18 protein-coding genes are annotated in these 16,004 nt (G+C 69.7%); 10 read left to right on the top strand and 8 right to left on the bottom strand.

Going from position 1 to position 16,004, the window contains the following annotated elements:
• Positions 1 to 387: 387 nt before the first annotated feature.
• The 3 genes from KBX34_RS34475 (at position 388) to KBX34_RS28045 (ending at position 2,498) form a co-directional block, all read left to right on the top strand.
• Positions 388 to 924, top strand: coding sequence for a GtrA family protein (locus tag KBX34_RS34475; RefSeq protein WP_210793291.1), 537 nt, complete (start codon positions 388 to 390; stop codon positions 922 to 924).
• Between the two features lie 63 nt (positions 925 to 987).
• Positions 988 to 1,692, top strand: a complete 705-nt coding sequence (locus tag KBX34_RS28040) for a GtrA family protein (RefSeq protein ID WP_210927947.1) — start codon at positions 988 to 990, stop codon at positions 1,690 to 1,692.
• Positions 1,689 to 2,498 carry a MaoC/PaaZ C-terminal domain-containing protein gene (locus tag KBX34_RS28045; protein WP_210927924.1) on the top strand — a complete coding sequence of 270 codons (810 nt, stop codon included), beginning with the start codon at positions 1,689 to 1,691 and terminating at the stop codon, positions 2,496 to 2,498. The genes KBX34_RS28040 and KBX34_RS28045 overlap by 4 nt, the downstream gene beginning before the upstream one ends.
• Positions 2,499 to 2,543: 45 nt before the next feature.
• Here KBX34_RS28045 and KBX34_RS28050 read toward each other — a convergent pair whose 3' ends face one another.
• Together KBX34_RS28050 and KBX34_RS28055 are read right to left on the bottom strand one after the other, a co-directional pair.
• Complete coding sequence (locus KBX34_RS28050; RefSeq protein WP_210927932.1) at positions 2,544 to 3,116, bottom strand: PH domain-containing protein; 573 nt, start codon at positions 3,114 to 3,116, stop codon at positions 2,544 to 2,546.
• A 174-nt stretch (positions 3,117 to 3,290) separates the two neighbouring features.
• Positions 3,291 to 4,166, bottom strand: coding sequence for a biotin--[acetyl-CoA-carboxylase] ligase (locus KBX34_RS28055; RefSeq protein WP_210793261.1), 876 nt, complete (start codon positions 4,164 to 4,166; stop codon positions 3,291 to 3,293).
• 84 nt (positions 4,167 to 4,250) lie between these two features.
• Here KBX34_RS28055 and KBX34_RS28060 point away from each other — a divergent pair, with 84 nt between their 5' ends.
• Positions 4,251 to 5,834, top strand: a complete 1,584-nt coding sequence (locus tag KBX34_RS28060; protein ID WP_210927934.1) for an acyl-CoA carboxylase subunit beta — start codon at positions 4,251 to 4,253, stop codon at positions 5,832 to 5,834.
• 126 nt (positions 5,835 to 5,960) lie between these two features.
• Here the strand turns inward: KBX34_RS28060 and KBX34_RS28065 are convergent, their stop codons facing one another.
• The 4 genes from KBX34_RS28065 to KBX34_RS28080 all read right to left on the bottom strand — a co-directional run bounded on the left by KBX34_RS28065 (position 5,961) and on the right by KBX34_RS28080 (position 9,225).
• A complete protein-coding gene (locus KBX34_RS28065) occupies positions 5,961 to 6,815 on the bottom strand; it encodes a hypothetical protein (protein ID WP_210927936.1) in 855 nt (284 codons plus the stop codon).
• Positions 6,808 to 7,308 (bottom strand): SigE family RNA polymerase sigma factor, encoded by a 501-nt coding sequence (locus KBX34_RS28070; protein ID WP_210927937.1) that lies wholly within the window; start codon positions 7,306 to 7,308, stop codon positions 6,808 to 6,810. The genes KBX34_RS28065 and KBX34_RS28070 overlap by 8 nt, the downstream gene beginning before the upstream one ends.
• A 62-nt stretch (positions 7,309 to 7,370) precedes the next feature.
• Positions 7,371 to 8,354, bottom strand: coding sequence for a ketopantoate reductase family protein (locus KBX34_RS28075; RefSeq protein WP_210927939.1), 984 nt, complete (start codon positions 8,352 to 8,354; stop codon positions 7,371 to 7,373).
• 127 nt (positions 8,355 to 8,481) lie between these two features.
• Positions 8,482 to 9,225 carry a M50 family metallopeptidase gene (locus tag KBX34_RS28080; RefSeq protein ID WP_210793266.1) on the bottom strand — a complete coding sequence of 248 codons (744 nt, stop codon included), beginning with the start codon at positions 9,223 to 9,225 and terminating at the stop codon, positions 8,482 to 8,484.
• 100 nt (positions 9,226 to 9,325) lie between these two features.
• On the opposite strand from KBX34_RS28080, the gene KBX34_RS28085 reads away from it, so the two are divergent.
• The gene (locus KBX34_RS28085; protein ID WP_210927941.1) at positions 9,326 to 9,871 is read left to right on the top strand and encodes a Uma2 family endonuclease; all 546 of its coding nucleotides are present in this window, start codon (positions 9,326 to 9,328) and stop codon (positions 9,869 to 9,871) included.
• 127 nt (positions 9,872 to 9,998) lie between these two features.
• Complete coding sequence (locus tag KBX34_RS28090; RefSeq protein ID WP_210793268.1) at positions 9,999 to 10,751, top strand: GH25 family lysozyme; 753 nt, start codon at positions 9,999 to 10,001, stop codon at positions 10,749 to 10,751.
• Positions 10,752 to 10,833: 82 nt separating this feature from the next.
• Here KBX34_RS28090 and KBX34_RS28095 read toward each other — a convergent pair whose 3' ends face one another.
• A complete protein-coding gene (locus tag KBX34_RS28095) occupies positions 10,834 to 11,061 on the bottom strand; it encodes a hypothetical protein (RefSeq protein WP_088946192.1) in 228 nt (75 codons plus the stop codon).
• Positions 11,062 to 11,126: 65 nt separating this feature from the next.
• Positions 11,127 to 13,142 carry a serine/threonine-protein kinase gene (locus KBX34_RS28100; protein ID WP_210927943.1) on the bottom strand — a complete coding sequence of 672 codons (2,016 nt, stop codon included), beginning with the start codon at positions 13,140 to 13,142 and terminating at the stop codon, positions 11,127 to 11,129.
• A 90-nt stretch (positions 13,143 to 13,232) separates the two neighbouring features.
• Between KBX34_RS28100 and KBX34_RS28105 the strand changes: the two genes are divergently transcribed.
• From KBX34_RS28105 to KBX34_RS28120, 4 genes are all read left to right on the top strand, one after another.
• Complete coding sequence (locus KBX34_RS28105; protein WP_088946190.1) at positions 13,233 to 13,427, top strand: acyl-CoA carboxylase subunit epsilon; 195 nt, start codon at positions 13,233 to 13,235, stop codon at positions 13,425 to 13,427.
• An 89-nt stretch (positions 13,428 to 13,516) separates the two neighbouring features.
• Positions 13,517 to 13,975 (top strand): hypothetical protein, encoded by a 459-nt coding sequence (locus tag KBX34_RS28110; protein ID WP_210793271.1) that lies wholly within the window; start codon positions 13,517 to 13,519, stop codon positions 13,973 to 13,975.
• A complete protein-coding gene (locus KBX34_RS28115) occupies positions 13,972 to 15,339 on the top strand; it encodes a hypothetical protein (RefSeq protein WP_307871514.1) in 1,368 nt (455 codons plus the stop codon). The genes KBX34_RS28110 and KBX34_RS28115 overlap by 4 nt, the downstream gene beginning before the upstream one ends.
• Positions 15,340 to 15,341: 2 nt before the next feature.
• Positions 15,342 to 16,004, top strand: a 663-nt coding sequence (locus KBX34_RS28120) for a S8 family serine peptidase (RefSeq protein ID WP_247672320.1), incomplete at its 3' end; no start/stop codon positions are given.

Raw genomic sequence — 16,004 nt, forward strand, 5'->3', positions numbered from 1 at the left:
CAGCGGCGCGATGCGTCGCCTTCGTGGAAACCTGGGATTGGCCTCAGCGTAAACCGGGCAGCCTTCCGAGTCAGTGGGACTGGTTGTGAAGAACTGCACAAGGTACGGCCACGCTGCGGCATCACGAGCTGATACCCGCTTTCCCGCGCAGTTTCACGCAAATCTTGTTGTGCACCCCGGCGGACGCTTGTTGCGGTCGGACCGTGACCTGCCCCGCCGACCGGTGCGTGGATTCCCGTTCCGGGGCGCGTCAGTCCTCCCAATTGGTTACGCTCCGTTCAACGGTTTCGCACAGGGTGATGGGCTCCTTCGAGCGACCACGCCTGCTCGCCGTTGCTACCCCTCTGACTGGTCGGCAACCGGTAGGCTCCCTCCGTGGCCGCCACGATGACCGGGGAGCAACCGGGACCCCGGCAGACCCGACAGGGTCTGGTCGGCAAACTGCTGGACCGCTTCGGCCACCTCGTCCGCGAGATGAGCAAGTTCGCCACAGTGGGCGGGATCGCCTTCATCATCGACTTCGCGCTCTTCAACTATCTGACGAGCAGTCGCGGCGTCGAGGAGTTGACGGCGAAGACCATCTCCACCGTGATCGCGGCCTCCGTCGCCTTCATCGGCAACCGGTTCTGGACGTGGCGACACCGTCAACGCAACAACCCGGCCCGTGAGTACGCGCTGTTCTTCCTGTTCAACGCGGTCGGCCTCGGCATCGCGGTGGCCTGCCTCGCGCTCAGCCGGTACGGGCTCGGCAGCATCTGGCCGTCCGTGTTCCAGACGCGTCTGGCCGACAACGTGGCCAGCTACATCGTCGGCACGGGACTCGGCACGCTGTTCCGATTCTGGTCGTACCGGCGGTTCGTCTTCATCGAAGCGGGAACCCCGACTCTTCCGCAGGTGAAGCCCGAGCGTGACCACCGAGCGTGACCTGCCGCCCACCTCGTTCGGCCGGTGATCACCGGCCGCACCAACTGCCCTAAGGTGTTTCGCATGCGTCTTGTCCGTCTGCTGCCTGAGCGCTGGCAGAAGTTCATCCACGAGGCGCTCAAGTTCGGCATCGTCGGCGGCATCAACACTGTCATCAATTACGCGGTGTTCAATGCCCTTGCACTGACTGTTTTCGTCAATGGCCAGCTGAAGGCGACCGTGATCGCGACCATCGTCGCCACGATCACGTCGTACCTGATGAATCGGCACTGGACGTACCGGGATCGCCCGAAATCGGCACTTCGCCGGGAATACCTCCTTTTCTTCCTATTCAACGGTGCCGGCCTGCTCATTGAGCTTGGTGCCGTGGCCGCAGCCAAGTACGGCCTCGGCGTACACGGCCTCCTGGCACTGAACGTGGCCAAGACCGTCGGTGTCCTGCTGGCCACGCTGTTCCGGTTCTGGTCCTACCGAACCTTCGTCTTCCAACCCGTCGCACCAGTCGAGAAGGAGACGAAGCCCGACTCCACCTGGCACGGCATCCCGCGCGACGAGTGGGACACCATGGCGGAGATGGACCCGGTCGCTGAGCTCGCCGAGTCCGTGTCCGAGCTGGAGGAAGCGGAGTCCGTGCAACGCGGTGACCTACCGCCCGGCGCACCCACCCAGGGTCGGGCCACGCGGCCGGGCGTCAGCCCCGCCGCCGACCTGGACGCGGAACTCGCCGCGGAACTGCACGCCGGCACCCGCCGCTCGCCCCGCCGGTGACGACACCCGCCACGCGCTCCGGCACCGGGCAACCCGCCGAGCTGTTCTTCGAGGATCTCGTCCCGGGGCTCACCGTCGATCTCGGCGTGGTAACCGTGGACGGCGACGAGATGGTCGCCTTCGCCCGCCGCTTCGACCCGCAGTGGTACCACGTCGATACCGACCTGGCCGGGGAAAGCCGGCACGGCGGGTTGATCGCGAGTGGCTTCTACACGGTCAGCCTGTTCATGCGCGCGTACGTCGACCACCTGCTGTCCCGGGCTGCTGCGGACGCCTCCCCCGGTCTGGAGGAGCTGCGCTGGCTCGCTCCGGTGCGCGCCGGGGACCGACTCGCCGTCCGCGTCGACGTGATGGGCGCCAGGCCGTCCACCGCCCGCCCAGGGCTGGGCACCGTCAGCCTCACCGGCACCATGCTCCGCCTCGGCCCGGACGACCGGCCCGAGCAGGAGGTGCTGCGGACCCGCTTCCGTGGCTGGTTCGCCGCCCGACCGACCGAAGCCGAACCAGCCGGCCCGGCCGAACCAGCCGGTCCGGCCGAACCAGCCGGCCCGGCGGAACCGGCCGAACCAGCGGGCCCGGCCGACCCACCCGAGGCGGATCTGTCCGAGGCGGATCTGTCCGAGGCTGACCGGCCCGACCACGGCCCGACCGGCGCCGACCAGCCCGCGAGCGACCCAGCCGAGAGCGACCCAGCCGAGAGCGACCCAGCCGAGAGCGACCCAGCCGAGACCAGGCCGGCCGAGACCAGCCCGGACCGGCCCGAACAGCCCGAAGGCGGCCCGGCGAAGGCCGAACCACACGACTGACCCGCCCCGACTCCGGCCAGGGCGGGCCTCAGTCGGCGCGGACGATCAGGTCGTGGTGTCGCGCAGCGGCTTTCCCTCGCGCATGTCGGCGAGGATGTCGCGCATCTCCCCGTCACCCAGCGAGTGCTTGTCGTGCTGTGCCTCGACCAGCTCGTACAGGGTGGTCTGCACGCGACCGACCCCCGGCACGTCGGCGAGCACGGACTGGCCGCGCTCGCCGGCCGACTCGATGGTAAGCGTGCCGCAGCCGAGCAGCCGCTCGAAGAAGTGCTGGTTCATCGAGTGGTCGTTGATCCGGGTGAGTGGGAGGTCCCGCCGGTCCCGGGAGAAGACACCCTGCTGGAGCAGCACGCGCTCGTTGGTGAACAGGTAGTGGGTGGTCCGCCAGACCAGGAACGGCCACAGACCGAGCCAGAGCACCGCGACCAGGGCGATCAACCCGATCACGGCGATCGCGATCGACCCGCCGCTGCTCTCGGGCAGCAGGAGCACGCCGACCACCACCGCGGCGATGGCCAGCACCAGCACCACGATCGGCCGGATCAGTGCCTTCCAGTGCGGATGCAGGTGCAGCACGACGTGCTCGTCCTTGGTGAGCACGTCTTCTGGAAACGCCACGGGGAACCTCCAACGCCTTCTTCTCGACGCGCAGACGGTAAACCCCCCAGGGCCCACCACAACATCCGCCACGCGGCCCCACCCCGCTCTTCCCGATCATGCACGTCGGGCCGTCGCCCTGCGGCTCTCGCCCGTCGCGGGTGGGCAGCGACCGCAAGATCGCGAGAGGGTGGATCAGCGCAGGTGGAGGACGTCGCCAGCGGCCAGGGTGCGGGTGGCCGTCGGGGTGGCCACCTGAAGCTGGCCGTCCCGGTCCACCCCGGTGGCGGTGCCGGTCAGAACCTCCCCGTCGGGGAGCAGGACGCGCACCTCACGACCAACCGTTCCGCACGCCGCCAGGTAGGCGTCACGCAGGCCGCTGGCCACCGCGTCGCCGCCCGCCGAACGCCAACGGTCGTACCACTCGGCCACCGCGCGCAGCAGGGCCCGCAGCAGCGGGTCCCGGTCGGTTGCCACCGCGCCGGCCAGCTGCAGCGAGGTGGCCGGCAACCCGGTCGGGTTGACCGGCAGCTCGTCGGCGCGCAGCGTCACGTTCAGCCCGATGCCGAGCACGATGGCCGGCGGTTCGTCGGGCGAACGACCCGGCACGACCTCGGCCAACACGCCCGCACACTTCGCGCCGTCGATCAGCAGGTCGTTGGGCCACTTCAGGGAGGCCTCCAGCTCGGCCAACCGGGCCACTGCCTCCACCAGCGCCACGCCGGCCAGCAACGGCAGCCACCCGTACCCCGTGGGTGTCACCGGCAGCCAGCCGCGGTCCGGCACGGCCTCGCCGGGTCGTAGCAGCACGCTGGTGGCGATGCCGGCGCGCGCCGGCGACTGCCAGACCCGACCGCGCCGGCCGCGCCCGGCGGTCTGCTGTTCGGCGACCACGACCAGGCCCTCGGGCTCGCCGGCCCGGGCGGCCTCGGCCACGTCGGCGTTGGTGGAACCGGTCTCGGCGCGCAGCTCCAGCCGGGCCCACGGCCCGTTCGGCGCGATCAACGCGCGGCTCAGCCGGGCCGCCGACAGCGGCGGGCGGTCCAGATTGGTGTACGGGGAGCCCGACATTCCGCCAGCCTACGACGGTCGCCACGGCGGCACTGAGGCGTACTGCACAGCGGCACCGACCTGAACCATCGTTATATTCCCTGGGTGACTACCGAGACCGGGACCAACATCCACAGCACTGCCGGCAAGCTGGCGGACCTGGAGCGCCGGGTCGACGAGGCGGTGCACGCCGGGTCGGCCCGCGCGGTCGAGAAGCAGCACGCGCGCGGCAAGAAGACCGCCCGCGAGCGAATCGAGATGCTGCTCGACGAGGGCTCCTTCGTCGAACTCGACGAGTTGGCCCGGCACCGGTCCACGGCCTTCGGGCTGGAGAAGAACCGCCCGTACGGCGACGGTGTGGTCACCGGCTACGGCACGGTGGACGGCCGGCAGGTGTGCGTCTTCGCCCAAGACTTCACGGTCTTCGGCGGCTCGCTCGGCGAGGTCTTCGGCCAGAAGATCGTCAAGGTGATGGACCTCGCCATGAAGATCGGCTGCCCGGTGGTCGGCATCAACGACTCCGGTGGCGCGCGCATCCAGGAGGGCGTGGTCTCGCTCGGCCTCTACGGTGAGATCTTCTTCCGCAACGTGCGGGCCTCCGGCGTCATCCCGCAGATCTCTCTGGTGATGGGGCCCTGCGCCGGCGGCGCCGTCTACTCCCCGGCGGTCACCGACTTCACCGTGATGGTCGACCAGACCTCGCACATGTTCATCACCGGCCCCGACGTGATCAAGACGGTGACCGGCGAGGACGTCGGCATGGAGGAGCTGGGCGGGGCACGCACGCACAACTCCCGCAGCGGCAACGCGCACTACCTCGCCAGCGACGAGGAGGACGCGGTCGACTACGTCAAGGCACTGCTGTCGTACCTGCCGTCGAACAACCTCGACGAGCCGGTGGTCCTCGAGGCTCCCGCCGACCTGACCGTCAGCGACGAGGACCGGGCCCTGGACACCCTGATCCCGGACTCGGCCAACCAGCCGTACGACATACACACGGTGATCGAGCACGTCCTCGACGACGGGGAGTTCCTGGAGGTCCAGCCGCTCTACGCGCAGAACATCGTGGTCGGCTACGGCCGGGTCGAGGGACGGCCGGTGGGCGTGGTGGCCAACCAGCCGATGCACTTCGCCGGCACCCTGGACATCGCCGCCTCGGAGAAGGCCGCCCGGTTCGTCCGCACCTGCGACGCGTTCAACATTCCGGTGCTGACCTTCGTGGACGTGCCCGGCTTCCTGCCCGGCACCGGCCAGGAGTGGGACGGCATCATCCGCCGGGGCGCCAAGCTCATCTACGCGTACGCCGAGGCGACCGTCCCCAAGGTCACCGTGATCACCCGCAAGGCGTACGGCGGGGCGTACGACGTGATGGGTTCCAAGCACCTCGGCGCGGACCTGAACTTCGCGTGGCCGACCGCCCAGATCGCCGTGATGGGCGCGCAGGGCGCGGTGAACATCCTCTACCGCTCCGAACTGGCCGGCGCCGACGACCCGGCGGCGGTCCGGGCCGAGAAGATCGCCGAGTACGAGGACACCCTGGCCAACCCGTACGTGGCGGCCGAGCGCGGGTACATCGACTCGGTGATCCCCCCGCACGAGACGCGCACCCAGATCGTCCGGGCGTTGCGCATCCTGCGCACCAAGCGGGAGACCCTGCCTCCGAAGAAGCACGGCAACATCCCGCTCTGAGCCTTGTGACGGCCCCTGCGGCCCCTGATCGCGCCTGATCCGCGCAACTTCAGCGTTGTTGCTGCCTCCGGGCGGCGGGAGGCAGCAACAACCCTGATGTTGTGCGGATCATCGCCGCGGCCGGGGTCAGCAGGGCGGGTTGGCGGCGAGGCACATCCGGCGGGCGGCGACCTCGGCCAGGCGGCGAAGCTCTGGCTCGGTGCCGGTCTGCCCCACACCGAGCACTGTGATCAGGTCACCCACCCGGACCACTGCGGTGCTGGTCGGCCGAGGCAGGTCGCCAATCGGCTTGCCGGTCTGCTGATCGCGGGGCTGCGAGACGTCGTGACGCAGCAGCACAGCCCCGTCGCCGGCGAAGTCCCGCTGGGTCACCGTCCAGCGGTGCACCGCCTCGGCGGTGCCACTAGCCTCCCCCACCTGGTACGGCCCGACGCTCCGGTACTCCCTGCATGGGGCGGTCAGTTCGTCCAGACTGCTGAGAAGCTGGGCGGCCCCGTCCGGAGTCAGCCGGAAGAGATCCTGCGTGACGAGACCGTCGTTCTCGGTCATGGCCCTCGGGGCGTTCTTTTGCACCAGGGTCTGCGACCGGGACAGCAGTGACACCTGCACGCCATCCGGGTACCCCTGATCCGTCCGGCAGTAGGTGAGCAGCTGATCCAGCCGGATCGACTCCCGCAGTCCTGATTCGCTGAGCTGCACGTCGACCGGCTGCGGCAGGTCGGTCGGCTGGAGCAGGGCGTCGGTGGTGATCTCGTGCCGGGTCGGCGCGGCGGAGGCGGCCGGGTGCACCGATGGCGGGGACGTCCTCGGCGCGGCGACCGCCACGGCGGAAAACCCGGCGAGGGCCAGCACGACGGTGGACACCACGATCCTGCGCTGGCTGCGGCGACGGGCTCGGGCGCGGATCTCCTGCGGCTCCGGCCAGCGCACGTCGAGCAGGTCCCGCCGGACGTGTTCGACGAAGGTCGGTTCGTCACGCATCGGTGGCCTCCTCCAGGTCAGAGACGGCGAGCAGATCGGCGAGCGCGACGCGCCCCCGGGAGAGTCGAGCCTTGACCGTGCCGACGGGGGCCGCGGTCTCCCGTGCCACCTCGGCGACCGGCATGCCGACCAGGTAGTACAGGGCGATGGCGACGCGTTGCTCCTCGGGTAGCAGACGCAGCGCGGCGACCACCTCGACGGTGTCGGTGCCCGGGCCGGGAACGGTCTCGACGGCCCCGTGTCGCAGGTACGCGCGAGCACGACTGCGCAGGCTGCGCCACCGGCTGACCGCGATGCGGCTGGCCACGACCCGCACCCACGCCTCCGGTTCGTCGTACCGGCTCACCGTCGACCAGCGCTGCCACGCCCTGATGTACGCCTCCTGCACGGCGTCCTGCGCCTCGCCCCGATCGCCGGTGAGGGCGTAGACGAACCCGAGCAGCCGTTGACGGCTCCCCCGGTAGAACTCGTCGAACCCGTCGACGTCCGGCACCCGCTACCTCCCCGTGTCGCTCGCAGGGAACACGCGCCGGGCAGGGTCGTCGGTTGCCCCGATCAGGCGATCATCTTCTCCAGCTCGACGAGCGGGAACGCGCCAGCCGCGATCCGCTCGCGGACCGCCCGGCGTACGGCCCGCTGAACGGCGACGTTGACCGGGGTCGCCACGCCGTGCAGCCGGCCCAGCAGCGCGATCTCGCCGTTGAGGTGGTCGACCTCGGTCGAGCCGGTGCCCCGGGCCAGGCTCTGCCAGGTGGAGCCACCCGAGCGGGCCTCGCCGTCGACCGGGCGCTGCCCTACCAGGTCACCGCGTTCGGCCTTCTCCTCCTCCGGCGAGGTGTGCGCGATCCCGGCGGCGGCGAGCGCGGCGACACCTTCGGCGCGTACCCGCTCAACCAGCGCGTCCGGGATGCCCTGCCCGAGCAGCGCCTGGAGGCCGTTGCCGAGGTTGCTGAGCAGCTTGCCGTACTTCCAGCGCAGCACGTCCGCGCGCACCGGGGCGACGAAACCGGCGGCGTCCAGATCCGCGGCGATCGCCCGGTCGGTGTCGTCGGCGCCGCCCGGGTAGCGACCGATGTGGAGCATCCCGGGGTGCGGGTAGCCGTTGGCGACAACCACGCCCGGGTCCAGATGGGTGGCCGGCAGCCAGACACAGACCGGGTGCACGTCGGTGAAGAGGCGTAGCGCCGCTCGCTCGTTCGCCACCCCGTTCTGGGCGGTCACCAGCGGCAACCGCTCGCCCGCCGTGCCGCCGCCGACCACCGGGGCGTCCACCCAGGCGGCCAGCGCACCGGCGGTGTCCTGCGACTTGACGGTGAGCACCAGCACCGTGTCCGAAGGCAGTGGCCGCTCGTCGGGCCCGTCCACGGCGGTGAGCCGGGCGGTCACCTCACCGTCGGGCTGCCGCAGGGTCAGACCCCGCGCAAGAATCGCATCCCGGTGAGCGCCCCGGGCCACCAGTGTCACGTCCCTGCCGGCCTCGGCGAGCCGTACGCCGATGGTCCCGCCTACCGCACCCGCACCAATGATCACGTACCGCATGACGCCCATTCTGCCCGCTGCCACCCCTCCCGCCGTCGATCATGGAGGTGTGGTGCCTGGCTGCGGAGGTATTGCGGCTTTCGCGGCCCACCACAACTCCATGATCGACCCGGACGGAGGCCGGGGGTCAGAGCGTCAGGCCTGCATCGGTGAGGATCGGGCCGGTCAGGAGCAGGGCGCCTGCGATCAGGGCGGCCAGGTTGACCAGGGCGAAGACGGTCACCCAGAAGAACGCCGGGAACGGGGTCAGCCCCGCGAGCTGGTCGGCGTCGGAGGCGGGCATCCGGCCGCGCGACCGCAGCCGTTGCAGCTCCACCACCGGTCGCACCCCGCCGAGCAGTAGAAACCACACCCCGGCGTACGCGAACGCGGCCTGCACCTGCGGGGTGGCGTACCAGGAGACGGCGAACACCAGCGCGCCGGTGACCAGCAGCGACACCACGCCGAAGGCGTTGCGGATCATGATGAGCATGGCGAGCAGCAGCGCCACCGCGACCCAGAGCAGCAGGGTGATCCGGTTGCCGCCGAGCAGCCACGCACCGGCCAACCCGACCAGAGGCGGGGCGACGTATCCGGCAAGCAGGGTGAGGATCATGCCGGGACCGGTGGGGCGCCCGGCGGAGAGCGTGAGCCCCGAGGTGTCCGAGTGCAGCCGGATACCGCGCAGTTTGCGCCCGGTGAGCAGGGCGACGAGCGCGTGTCCGCCCTCGTGGGCGATGGTGATGGCGTTACGGGCGATCCGCCAGGGCAGTCGGGTGGACACCACCACCAGCGCGACGGCCGCGGTGATCAGCACCAGCAGCGGAGGCGGGTCCGGCTGCGCGCCGAACAGCGTGTCCCACAGGTCGCCCAGCCCGTCGATCGACATCATGGGGCGCGAGCCTACCGGCGGCGTTCCGTGTCGCTCCCGAGGCACCGGCTCGTAGTGCCTGAGACGGATCGGGTGGCCATGAAGGCAGAGGTGATTACAGATGGGGTCGTTGTCCTTGGAACACCACATCGGACTCTGGACCGAGGCCGACTACTTCGCCTTGGGTGAAACCCCGGACCGGATCGAGCTGCTCGACGGGAGCCTGCTTCTGAGCCCGGTCCCGAGTAAGCGCCACCAGTTGGTATCGCGCCGGCTGGCCGACCATGTCGACCGCGCGGCCGACGGCCTCGCCGTCTTCGGAGCGGTCAACGTGCGGCTCGGGGTGGATCGGATAGTCATCCCCGATGTGGTTGTCGCGGACACCGACGACGAGGGCACGGCGGTGAAGGCTGCCGAGGTGGTGCTCGTCTGCGAGGTCGTCTCGCCCGGCAACGCCGCCGCCGACCGGCTGGTCAAGATGCAGCTCTACGCCATTGCGCGAATCCCCTGGTACCTGCTGGTCGAGCAGGACGGGGACGGTCACTCGTTGCGGCTGTTCCGGCTGGACGGTGAGCACTACGTCGAGGACCAGGTGGCAAAGCCGGGCGAGACTCTGACCGTCGTCGAGCCGTTCCGTTGGCAGCTCGACCCGGCCACTCTGCGCTGAACCACCCTCTCCACGGCCACGGGGGCCTTCACGCCCTGCTGATGAAGCTTTTTTCTGCCCACCTTGTGATCTAGGGCACTTACCTTCAAAGATGGTTGTCGATAGAGCCACCCACTTGGAGGCACTCATGGCCCGTACCCGATCATCGCTGCGCCGCGCACTCGCGGCCGGCCTCACCGTCCTCGCCACCGCGGCGGCGGCCCTGGTCGCGACCGCCGGACCGGCGTCCGCCGCCACCACCCCGGGCGTCGACGTATCCAACTACCAGGGCGCCATCAACTGGACCAGCGTCCGCAACGCGGGCATCCAGTTCGCCTTCATCAAGGCGACAGAGGGCACCAGCTACAAGGACCCGCGCTTCAACGCGAACTACGTCAACTCGTACAACGCCGGGGTGATCCGCGGGGCGTACCACTTCGCCCGGCCGAACATCTCCGCCGGCTCCACCCAGGCCAACTACCTGGCCTCCAACGGTGGCGCCTGGTCGGCGGACAGCCGCACCCTGCCGGCGGCCCTGGACATCGAGGGCAACCCGTACGCCGGCGGCTACTGCTACGGGCTCAGCACGACCGGAATGCGCAACTGGGTGCAGGACTTCCTGAACACCTACCGCTCCCGCACCGGCCGGTACGCGGTCATCTACACCACCGCCAGCTGGTGGAACCAGTGCACCGGCAGCTGGACCGGCCCGTGGGCGAACCACCCGCTCTGGCTGGCCCGCTGGTCGAGCACGCCGGGTGCCCTACCCGCAGGCGCGTCGGTGTGGAGCTTCTGGCAGTACACCAGCACCGGGGCCGTCTCGGGAATCAGCGGCAACGTGGACCGCAACTACTGGAACGGCGACAGGAGTCGACTGATCGCGTTGGCCAACAACACCTGACCGGGCCGTTGGCGGCAGCGGGATCGACGGTCACCACACGGTCGACAATCGGTCCGGCTGCCGCCACACACCGGTCTACGGGTCAGGCCCGCCGCCGGCTCAACGCCGGCACCACAGCTTCCTCACGGGCCAACGCGCCCCTGCGGGTGAGCCGCCAGGCGGCCACCCCGAAACCGGCAACGATCACGACGCCGAACAGTGCGATGAGCGCCGGGATCCCCATGGTGACCAGCAGCAGAATCGCGTCGCCGAGCGCGACGAGCATCCACAGTGCCAGCCGAGGCCGGGCGTCCCTCCGTCGGTAACCCATGTCGTGCCTCCCTCCGTCGTCGAAGGTCAATTACCCAGGACGACGCAAGGTCATGCGAATCAGTTTCAGTCCTGGCGGTCGGGCACGAAACCCTTGGCGATGCGGTCGAAGTTCGGCAGGTTGGCCTGCCAGTCCTTCTGGGCGATCTCCCACCGCAGGGCGTAACCGCGGTTCTTGGCCGTCACGAACCCGCGGTTGCGGACGTGGATCCGCTGCCCGTCCCGGGTCTCCAGCCACTCCCAGTCCGCGCAGGTCCGCCCGACATTGCAGCGCTCGATGCTGAGGTACTGATAGTTGGTGACTTCGTTCTTGCGGTCGCCCTCGATGCTCTTCCAGTCGGCGTAGGCGTCCTTCTTCGGCGTGCTGGTCCACTGCACGAGCAACTCGCCCGGCCCGTTGGACTCATCGAAGACGACGGTGTCACGGCTGACCTGCCGCCGCACCCAACCGTCGGGGATCGGCAGTGCGAAGCCGACCGGGTCCCGGTGCAGCTTCCAGCCAGCCGGCAGGGCGTTCGGGTCGACCGACGGGGTGGCCGACGGCGTGGCGGAGGGCGTCGGACTCGGGGCACCCGGAGTGGGCGGTGGCACCGCCGGATCGGAGGTCGGCGGCGCGGACGTCGCGGCGGCCCCAGTCGGGTTGGCCTGCGGGGTCTTGTCGTCACCCTTGCTGAGCAGCGGCACGATCACCACGAGGCCGACCAGCAGCAGCGCGACCAGGGCCCCGATCAGCACGTTGCGTCGGGTGTTGCTCGGCTTCGTACCGCCGTACGTCGGCACCGCCGCACGACCGGCCGGGCTCATCGGCGGCATGAGCGACGTCGGCGTCGACGGCTTGCGCTGTTCCGGAGGCACCGGCGGGCCGTCGACGACCGTCGGCTCGTCGTCGGAGCTGCTCGTGCCGTCGCCGGTGTTCGTCGTACCGTCGCCGGTCGCGTCGCCAGTGGCCGCGACCTTCGTGGTCGGCTCGGCATCGGACGGGCGGTCGATCGTGGCGGTCGGCTCGGCCGGCACCGCGGCGGTCGGGTCGGCGTCGTCCACACCGGACGGAACGACGGTCGTGGGCGTGGCGTCGGCGGCGGACGTCGCGGCAGCAGCGGAGGTCGCGGCGGAGGTGCTCGCGGCGGCGGCCGGCGGCGGCGACACCGGCCGGTCGGCGCTCTCGGCAGGTCGCGGTGCCGGCACCACCGGAAGGCGCGGCTGGCGCGGGCCGTTCGGCCCCGGCCGGCGTACGCCATCGAGCAGTGAAATCCCGCGCGCCCGCTTGCCCCCGGCGCGGCGCAGCAACCGCTCCGCCACCTCGGCGGTGATCCGCTCGTTCGGGTCCTTGCGCAGCAGCCCGTTGAGCACGGCCTTGAGCGGGCCGGCGTTCTTCGGCGGCGGGATCGGCTCGGTGGCCAGCGCGGCCAGGGTGCCGATCGCCGACGGCCGAGCGTACGGAGACTTGCCCTCCACGGCCGCGTAGAGCGTCGCGCCCAGCGACCACAGGTCGGCCTCCGGCCCGGCGGTGCCGTCGCGGGCGCGCTCCGGGGAGATGTACGCCGGTGAGCCGAGGACCATGCCGGTGCGGGTCACATTGGGGTCACCCGGGATCGTGGCGAGACCGAAATCGGTCAACACCACCCGGCCGTCGTCACCGAGCAGCACGTTGCCCGGCTTGACGTCGCGGTGCATGACGCCCGCCTTGTGCGCGGCGCTCAGGGCACCCAGCACACCGAGGCCGATCTCCACCGTCTGGGCCACCGACACCGGGCCGTCTTCGGCGAGAGTGTCCTGCAACGACTTCGACGCCACGTACTCCATGACGATCCACGGATCGCCATCGGTGCGCAGCACGTCGAAGATGCGGACGACATTGGCGTGGTTGAGCCGGGCGATGGCCCGGGCCTCCCGCAACGAGCGCTCCCGCATCTCGCGGCGCTCCTCGTCGGTGAGACCGGGCGGCGGCACCAACTCCTTGATGGCGACGTCCCGGTGCAGCACCTCGTCGCGCGCCTTCCACACCCGGCCCATGCCGCCCTGGCCGAGCGGCGACAGAAGCCGGTATCGGTCAGCGACGAGTTGGGGAAGCGCGTTCGACATCGGTGAGACGGTACCCGGACCCGCCGACGCTCACACCGCCGGCACGCCACTGTCCGCTTCCCGCAACTTCGCCCCGCGTACCCTGGCGTCATGTCTGCCGAAGAGCCGCTGATCCGGGTCGTCCGCGGCGTACCCACCGCCGAGGAACTGGCCGCCCTCGTGGGGGCGATCGTCGTCCGCTCCCGCCCGGCCACGGCCCCCGCACCGGCGACCACGTCCGCCTGGGCGCGCAGCGGCCGACCGGCCAGCTCCCGCGGGTGGCGCGCCGCCGGCCTGCCCCGCTGACCCGACCCGCCCGGGCGGGGGCTGCCAGGGGCACGCCCAGCCGTTACCCTCACTCAGGGAAGCGGTGCCGTCACAGGTAGGGAGGATCCATGATCCCCGAAGAGGACAGGCCAGCGCCCTGGCTGCGCGGTTACGGCGGCATCGAGGCCGACATCAGCCAACTCCGCGACTTCGCCGACCGGCTCGCCGCCGAGGTCGAGAGCAACTACGCGCCGCACCTGTCGTACATCGCCGAGGACATGTCCGCCAAGCTGCCCAACCCGTGCGACGCGTTCGTCGAGCTGGTCACGTTCCTGCACGCGCACCACGAGACGCAGCAGGCCACCGCCGACATGGTGTACGCCGTCCGCGGCGCCACCGGCCACCTGGCCGCCGCCGCCGATCGGGTCGCCACGCACTACGCCGACAGCGACGCCTTCACCGCCGCCCGCGTCGTCGACGTGCGACGGGCCCTCGCCGACCCGAGCACCGTCCTGCCCGGCCGCCCGACGCCCATGCTGACCGACCCGACCGGTCCCGAGGCCGAAGGACCGGTGGTGCTGCCGTGATCGAACGGGGCACCGGCCGCACCTCCGGCCTCACCGACTGGCAGCTCATGGACGTCAACAGCATGTGGGCCTGCCTGCACGACCACGACACCGCCAACCACTGGAAACAGGTCGCCGGCTGGCGCAAGGTCTGCGACCTGGCCCAGATCCACCTCGGCCGCCTCCAGGAATACCGGCGCGGGCTCGCCGAGGCCTGGCCACCCGAGACCAGCGCCGCCTCCAGCACGTACCTCGCCGAACTCGACCAGCTGATCGACAAGGTGCGGCGCACCCACGACGCCGCCGCCGCGAACTACACCGCCCTGTCCGCCGCCACCCAGGCCATCGGCACCACCCGCGCCGCGCTCAGCAAGGTCTACGAGGAGTACGCGGCCAAGCTCCAGCAGAAGCAGGCGTACGACTCGATGGCCGCCGACCCGAAAGCCGTGATGGGCAACCGGGTCACCGAGGCGCCCGTTACGGACGGCGAGCTGGAACGGCTGAACTCGCAGGCACGGGCCATGATGTTCAACCTCAGCGGAGAACTTCAGCAGGCCCAAGCGACGCTCCAAAAACCACCAGCAGTGCGATCCCCGATCCAATCCAGCGATCCCGATGCATTAAGCGCAACGCCTTTGGCACCAACCATCCCACCGATCGTCCCAGTTCCGATGCCGACGAGCGGCGGCATCGCAGCACCCCGATATCCGGTAGCCGACGCGGTAGCGCCTGTTAGCCAGCGGCAAGGCGTAGGACCAGTACTCGGAGGTGCGGGAACTGGACTAGCGAGCACCCCTGCCGTGATAAACGCCGGAACCACAGCTACACCAACATCCTCCCTCTTGCATCCGGGAAGCGGGTTGCCCCCCGGTGCGCCTATCCCATCTCACCCGGCAGCAGGAATGAGTTCGCGAAGCCAACCGCCAAGCGGAAGCCTCAATCGACCTTCGGCCCAGCCACCGACGCCGCCACTGAAATCAACGCCTCCTGGCGGAATAATTGGCGGCGTTCCTGGCACGAGCGGTGGCATGGTGGGGCCAAACGCCGCCCAGCCCCGCAAAATTAATCCAATTGGTGGGGTAATTGGCGGTGGCGGCGCTGGCACCGGCCCCGCCGGGGGCGCAGGATCTCGCCCAGGAAGCGGCCGAACCACCCCCCTGCACGGTGGCCTCACTCCGATTGGCGGCGCGCCTTCGCTAGGCAGCGGTACGGGTCCAGGGTTTCCTGGACGGAACCGCCAGACTGAGGGATTCGACGACGCGACGGCACGCCGTTGGGACCCAGACAATCCATGGGAGACTGACCACGGGGTTGATCCTGTCCTCCGTCCCGCTGAAGAGCAAGGACCAACCGATCCCGGTCCAGCCATTGGCTTCAATCGTTAAAAATGCGACCGACCTGGATGCTAATGGGGCTATTGGCGACATCAATAGTTTTGCCTGCTTCTACCGACCCACCAGGCGCCAGTAGTCAAATTCGGGCAGAGCAGTGGCACCTCGACTATCTGAAGACAGCCGAGGCCCAGAGCATAAGCCGCGGCAACGGCGTGGTCGTCGCCGTGCCAGATACCGGCGTGGACCCACATCCCGACCTAAACAACAACTTGCTTGCCGGAACAGATATAATTGCCGGCGGCAATGGCGACGGCCGCAGAGACCTAGACAGCCACGGAACGTCGATGGCCGGGCTTATAGCTGCTCATGGACAAGGCAAATTCGGAGCACTAGGCATAGCCCCAGAAGCCGAGGTTTTGCCAATTTACAGCTCACCCCCTGACGACACCGGCGACGCGGACAGTTTGGCAAAAGGTATCGAATACGCCATCGCGAACGGCGCGGATGTAATCAGTATCTCGTCTGTCGGTGCAAGCAGTTCAAGATTGCGCCAAGCAATTCGAGGCGCCCTCGATGCAGACATTATCGTTGTAGCTGGCGTTGGCAATCTTCCTCGCGATCAGGCCGTTGGATATCCGGCAAGTGAAGCCGGTGTAATAGCCGTCGGTGGCGTTGATCGCGCTGGACTACACGCGGCAATCTCGGTGACCGGGCCG

The organism is Micromonospora sp. M61 (assembly GCF_018070245.1).
GTDB lineage: Bacteria > Actinomycetota > Actinomycetes > Mycobacteriales > Micromonosporaceae > Micromonospora > Micromonospora zamorensis.

Coding starts and splice junctions, on each gene's coding strand:
- KBX34_RS34475 (WP_210793291.1), top strand. CDS start 388: ATGACCGGGGAGCAACCGGGACCCCGGCAGACCCGACAGGGTCTGGTC.
- KBX34_RS28040 (WP_210927947.1), top strand. CDS start 988: ATGCGTCTTGTCCGTCTGCTGCCTGAGCGCTGGCAGAAGTTCATCCAC.
- KBX34_RS28055 (WP_210793261.1), bottom strand. CDS start 4,166: ATGTCGGGCTCCCCGTACACCAATCTGGACCGCCCGCCGCTGTCGGCG.
- KBX34_RS28065 (WP_210927936.1), bottom strand. CDS start 6,815: ATGCGTGACGAACCGACCTTCGTCGAACACGTCCGGCGGGACCTGCTC.
- KBX34_RS28075 (WP_210927939.1), bottom strand. CDS start 8,354: ATGCGGTACGTGATCATTGGTGCGGGTGCGGTAGGCGGGACCATCGGC.
- KBX34_RS28080 (WP_210793266.1), bottom strand. CDS start 9,225: ATGATGTCGATCGACGGGCTGGGCGACCTGTGGGACACGCTGTTCGGC.
- KBX34_RS28085 (WP_210927941.1), top strand. CDS start 9,326: ATGGGGTCGTTGTCCTTGGAACACCACATCGGACTCTGGACCGAGGCC.
- KBX34_RS28090 (WP_210793268.1), top strand. CDS start 9,999: ATGGCCCGTACCCGATCATCGCTGCGCCGCGCACTCGCGGCCGGCCTC.
- KBX34_RS28095 (WP_088946192.1), bottom strand. CDS start 11,061: ATGGGTTACCGACGGAGGGACGCCCGGCCTCGGCTGGCACTGTGGATG.
- KBX34_RS28100 (WP_210927943.1), bottom strand. CDS start 13,142: ATGTCGAACGCGCTTCCCCAACTCGTCGCTGACCGATACCGGCTTCTG.
- KBX34_RS28105 (WP_088946190.1), top strand. CDS start 13,233: ATGTCTGCCGAAGAGCCGCTGATCCGGGTCGTCCGCGGCGTACCCACC.
- KBX34_RS28110 (WP_210793271.1), top strand. CDS start 13,517: ATGATCCCCGAAGAGGACAGGCCAGCGCCCTGGCTGCGCGGTTACGGC.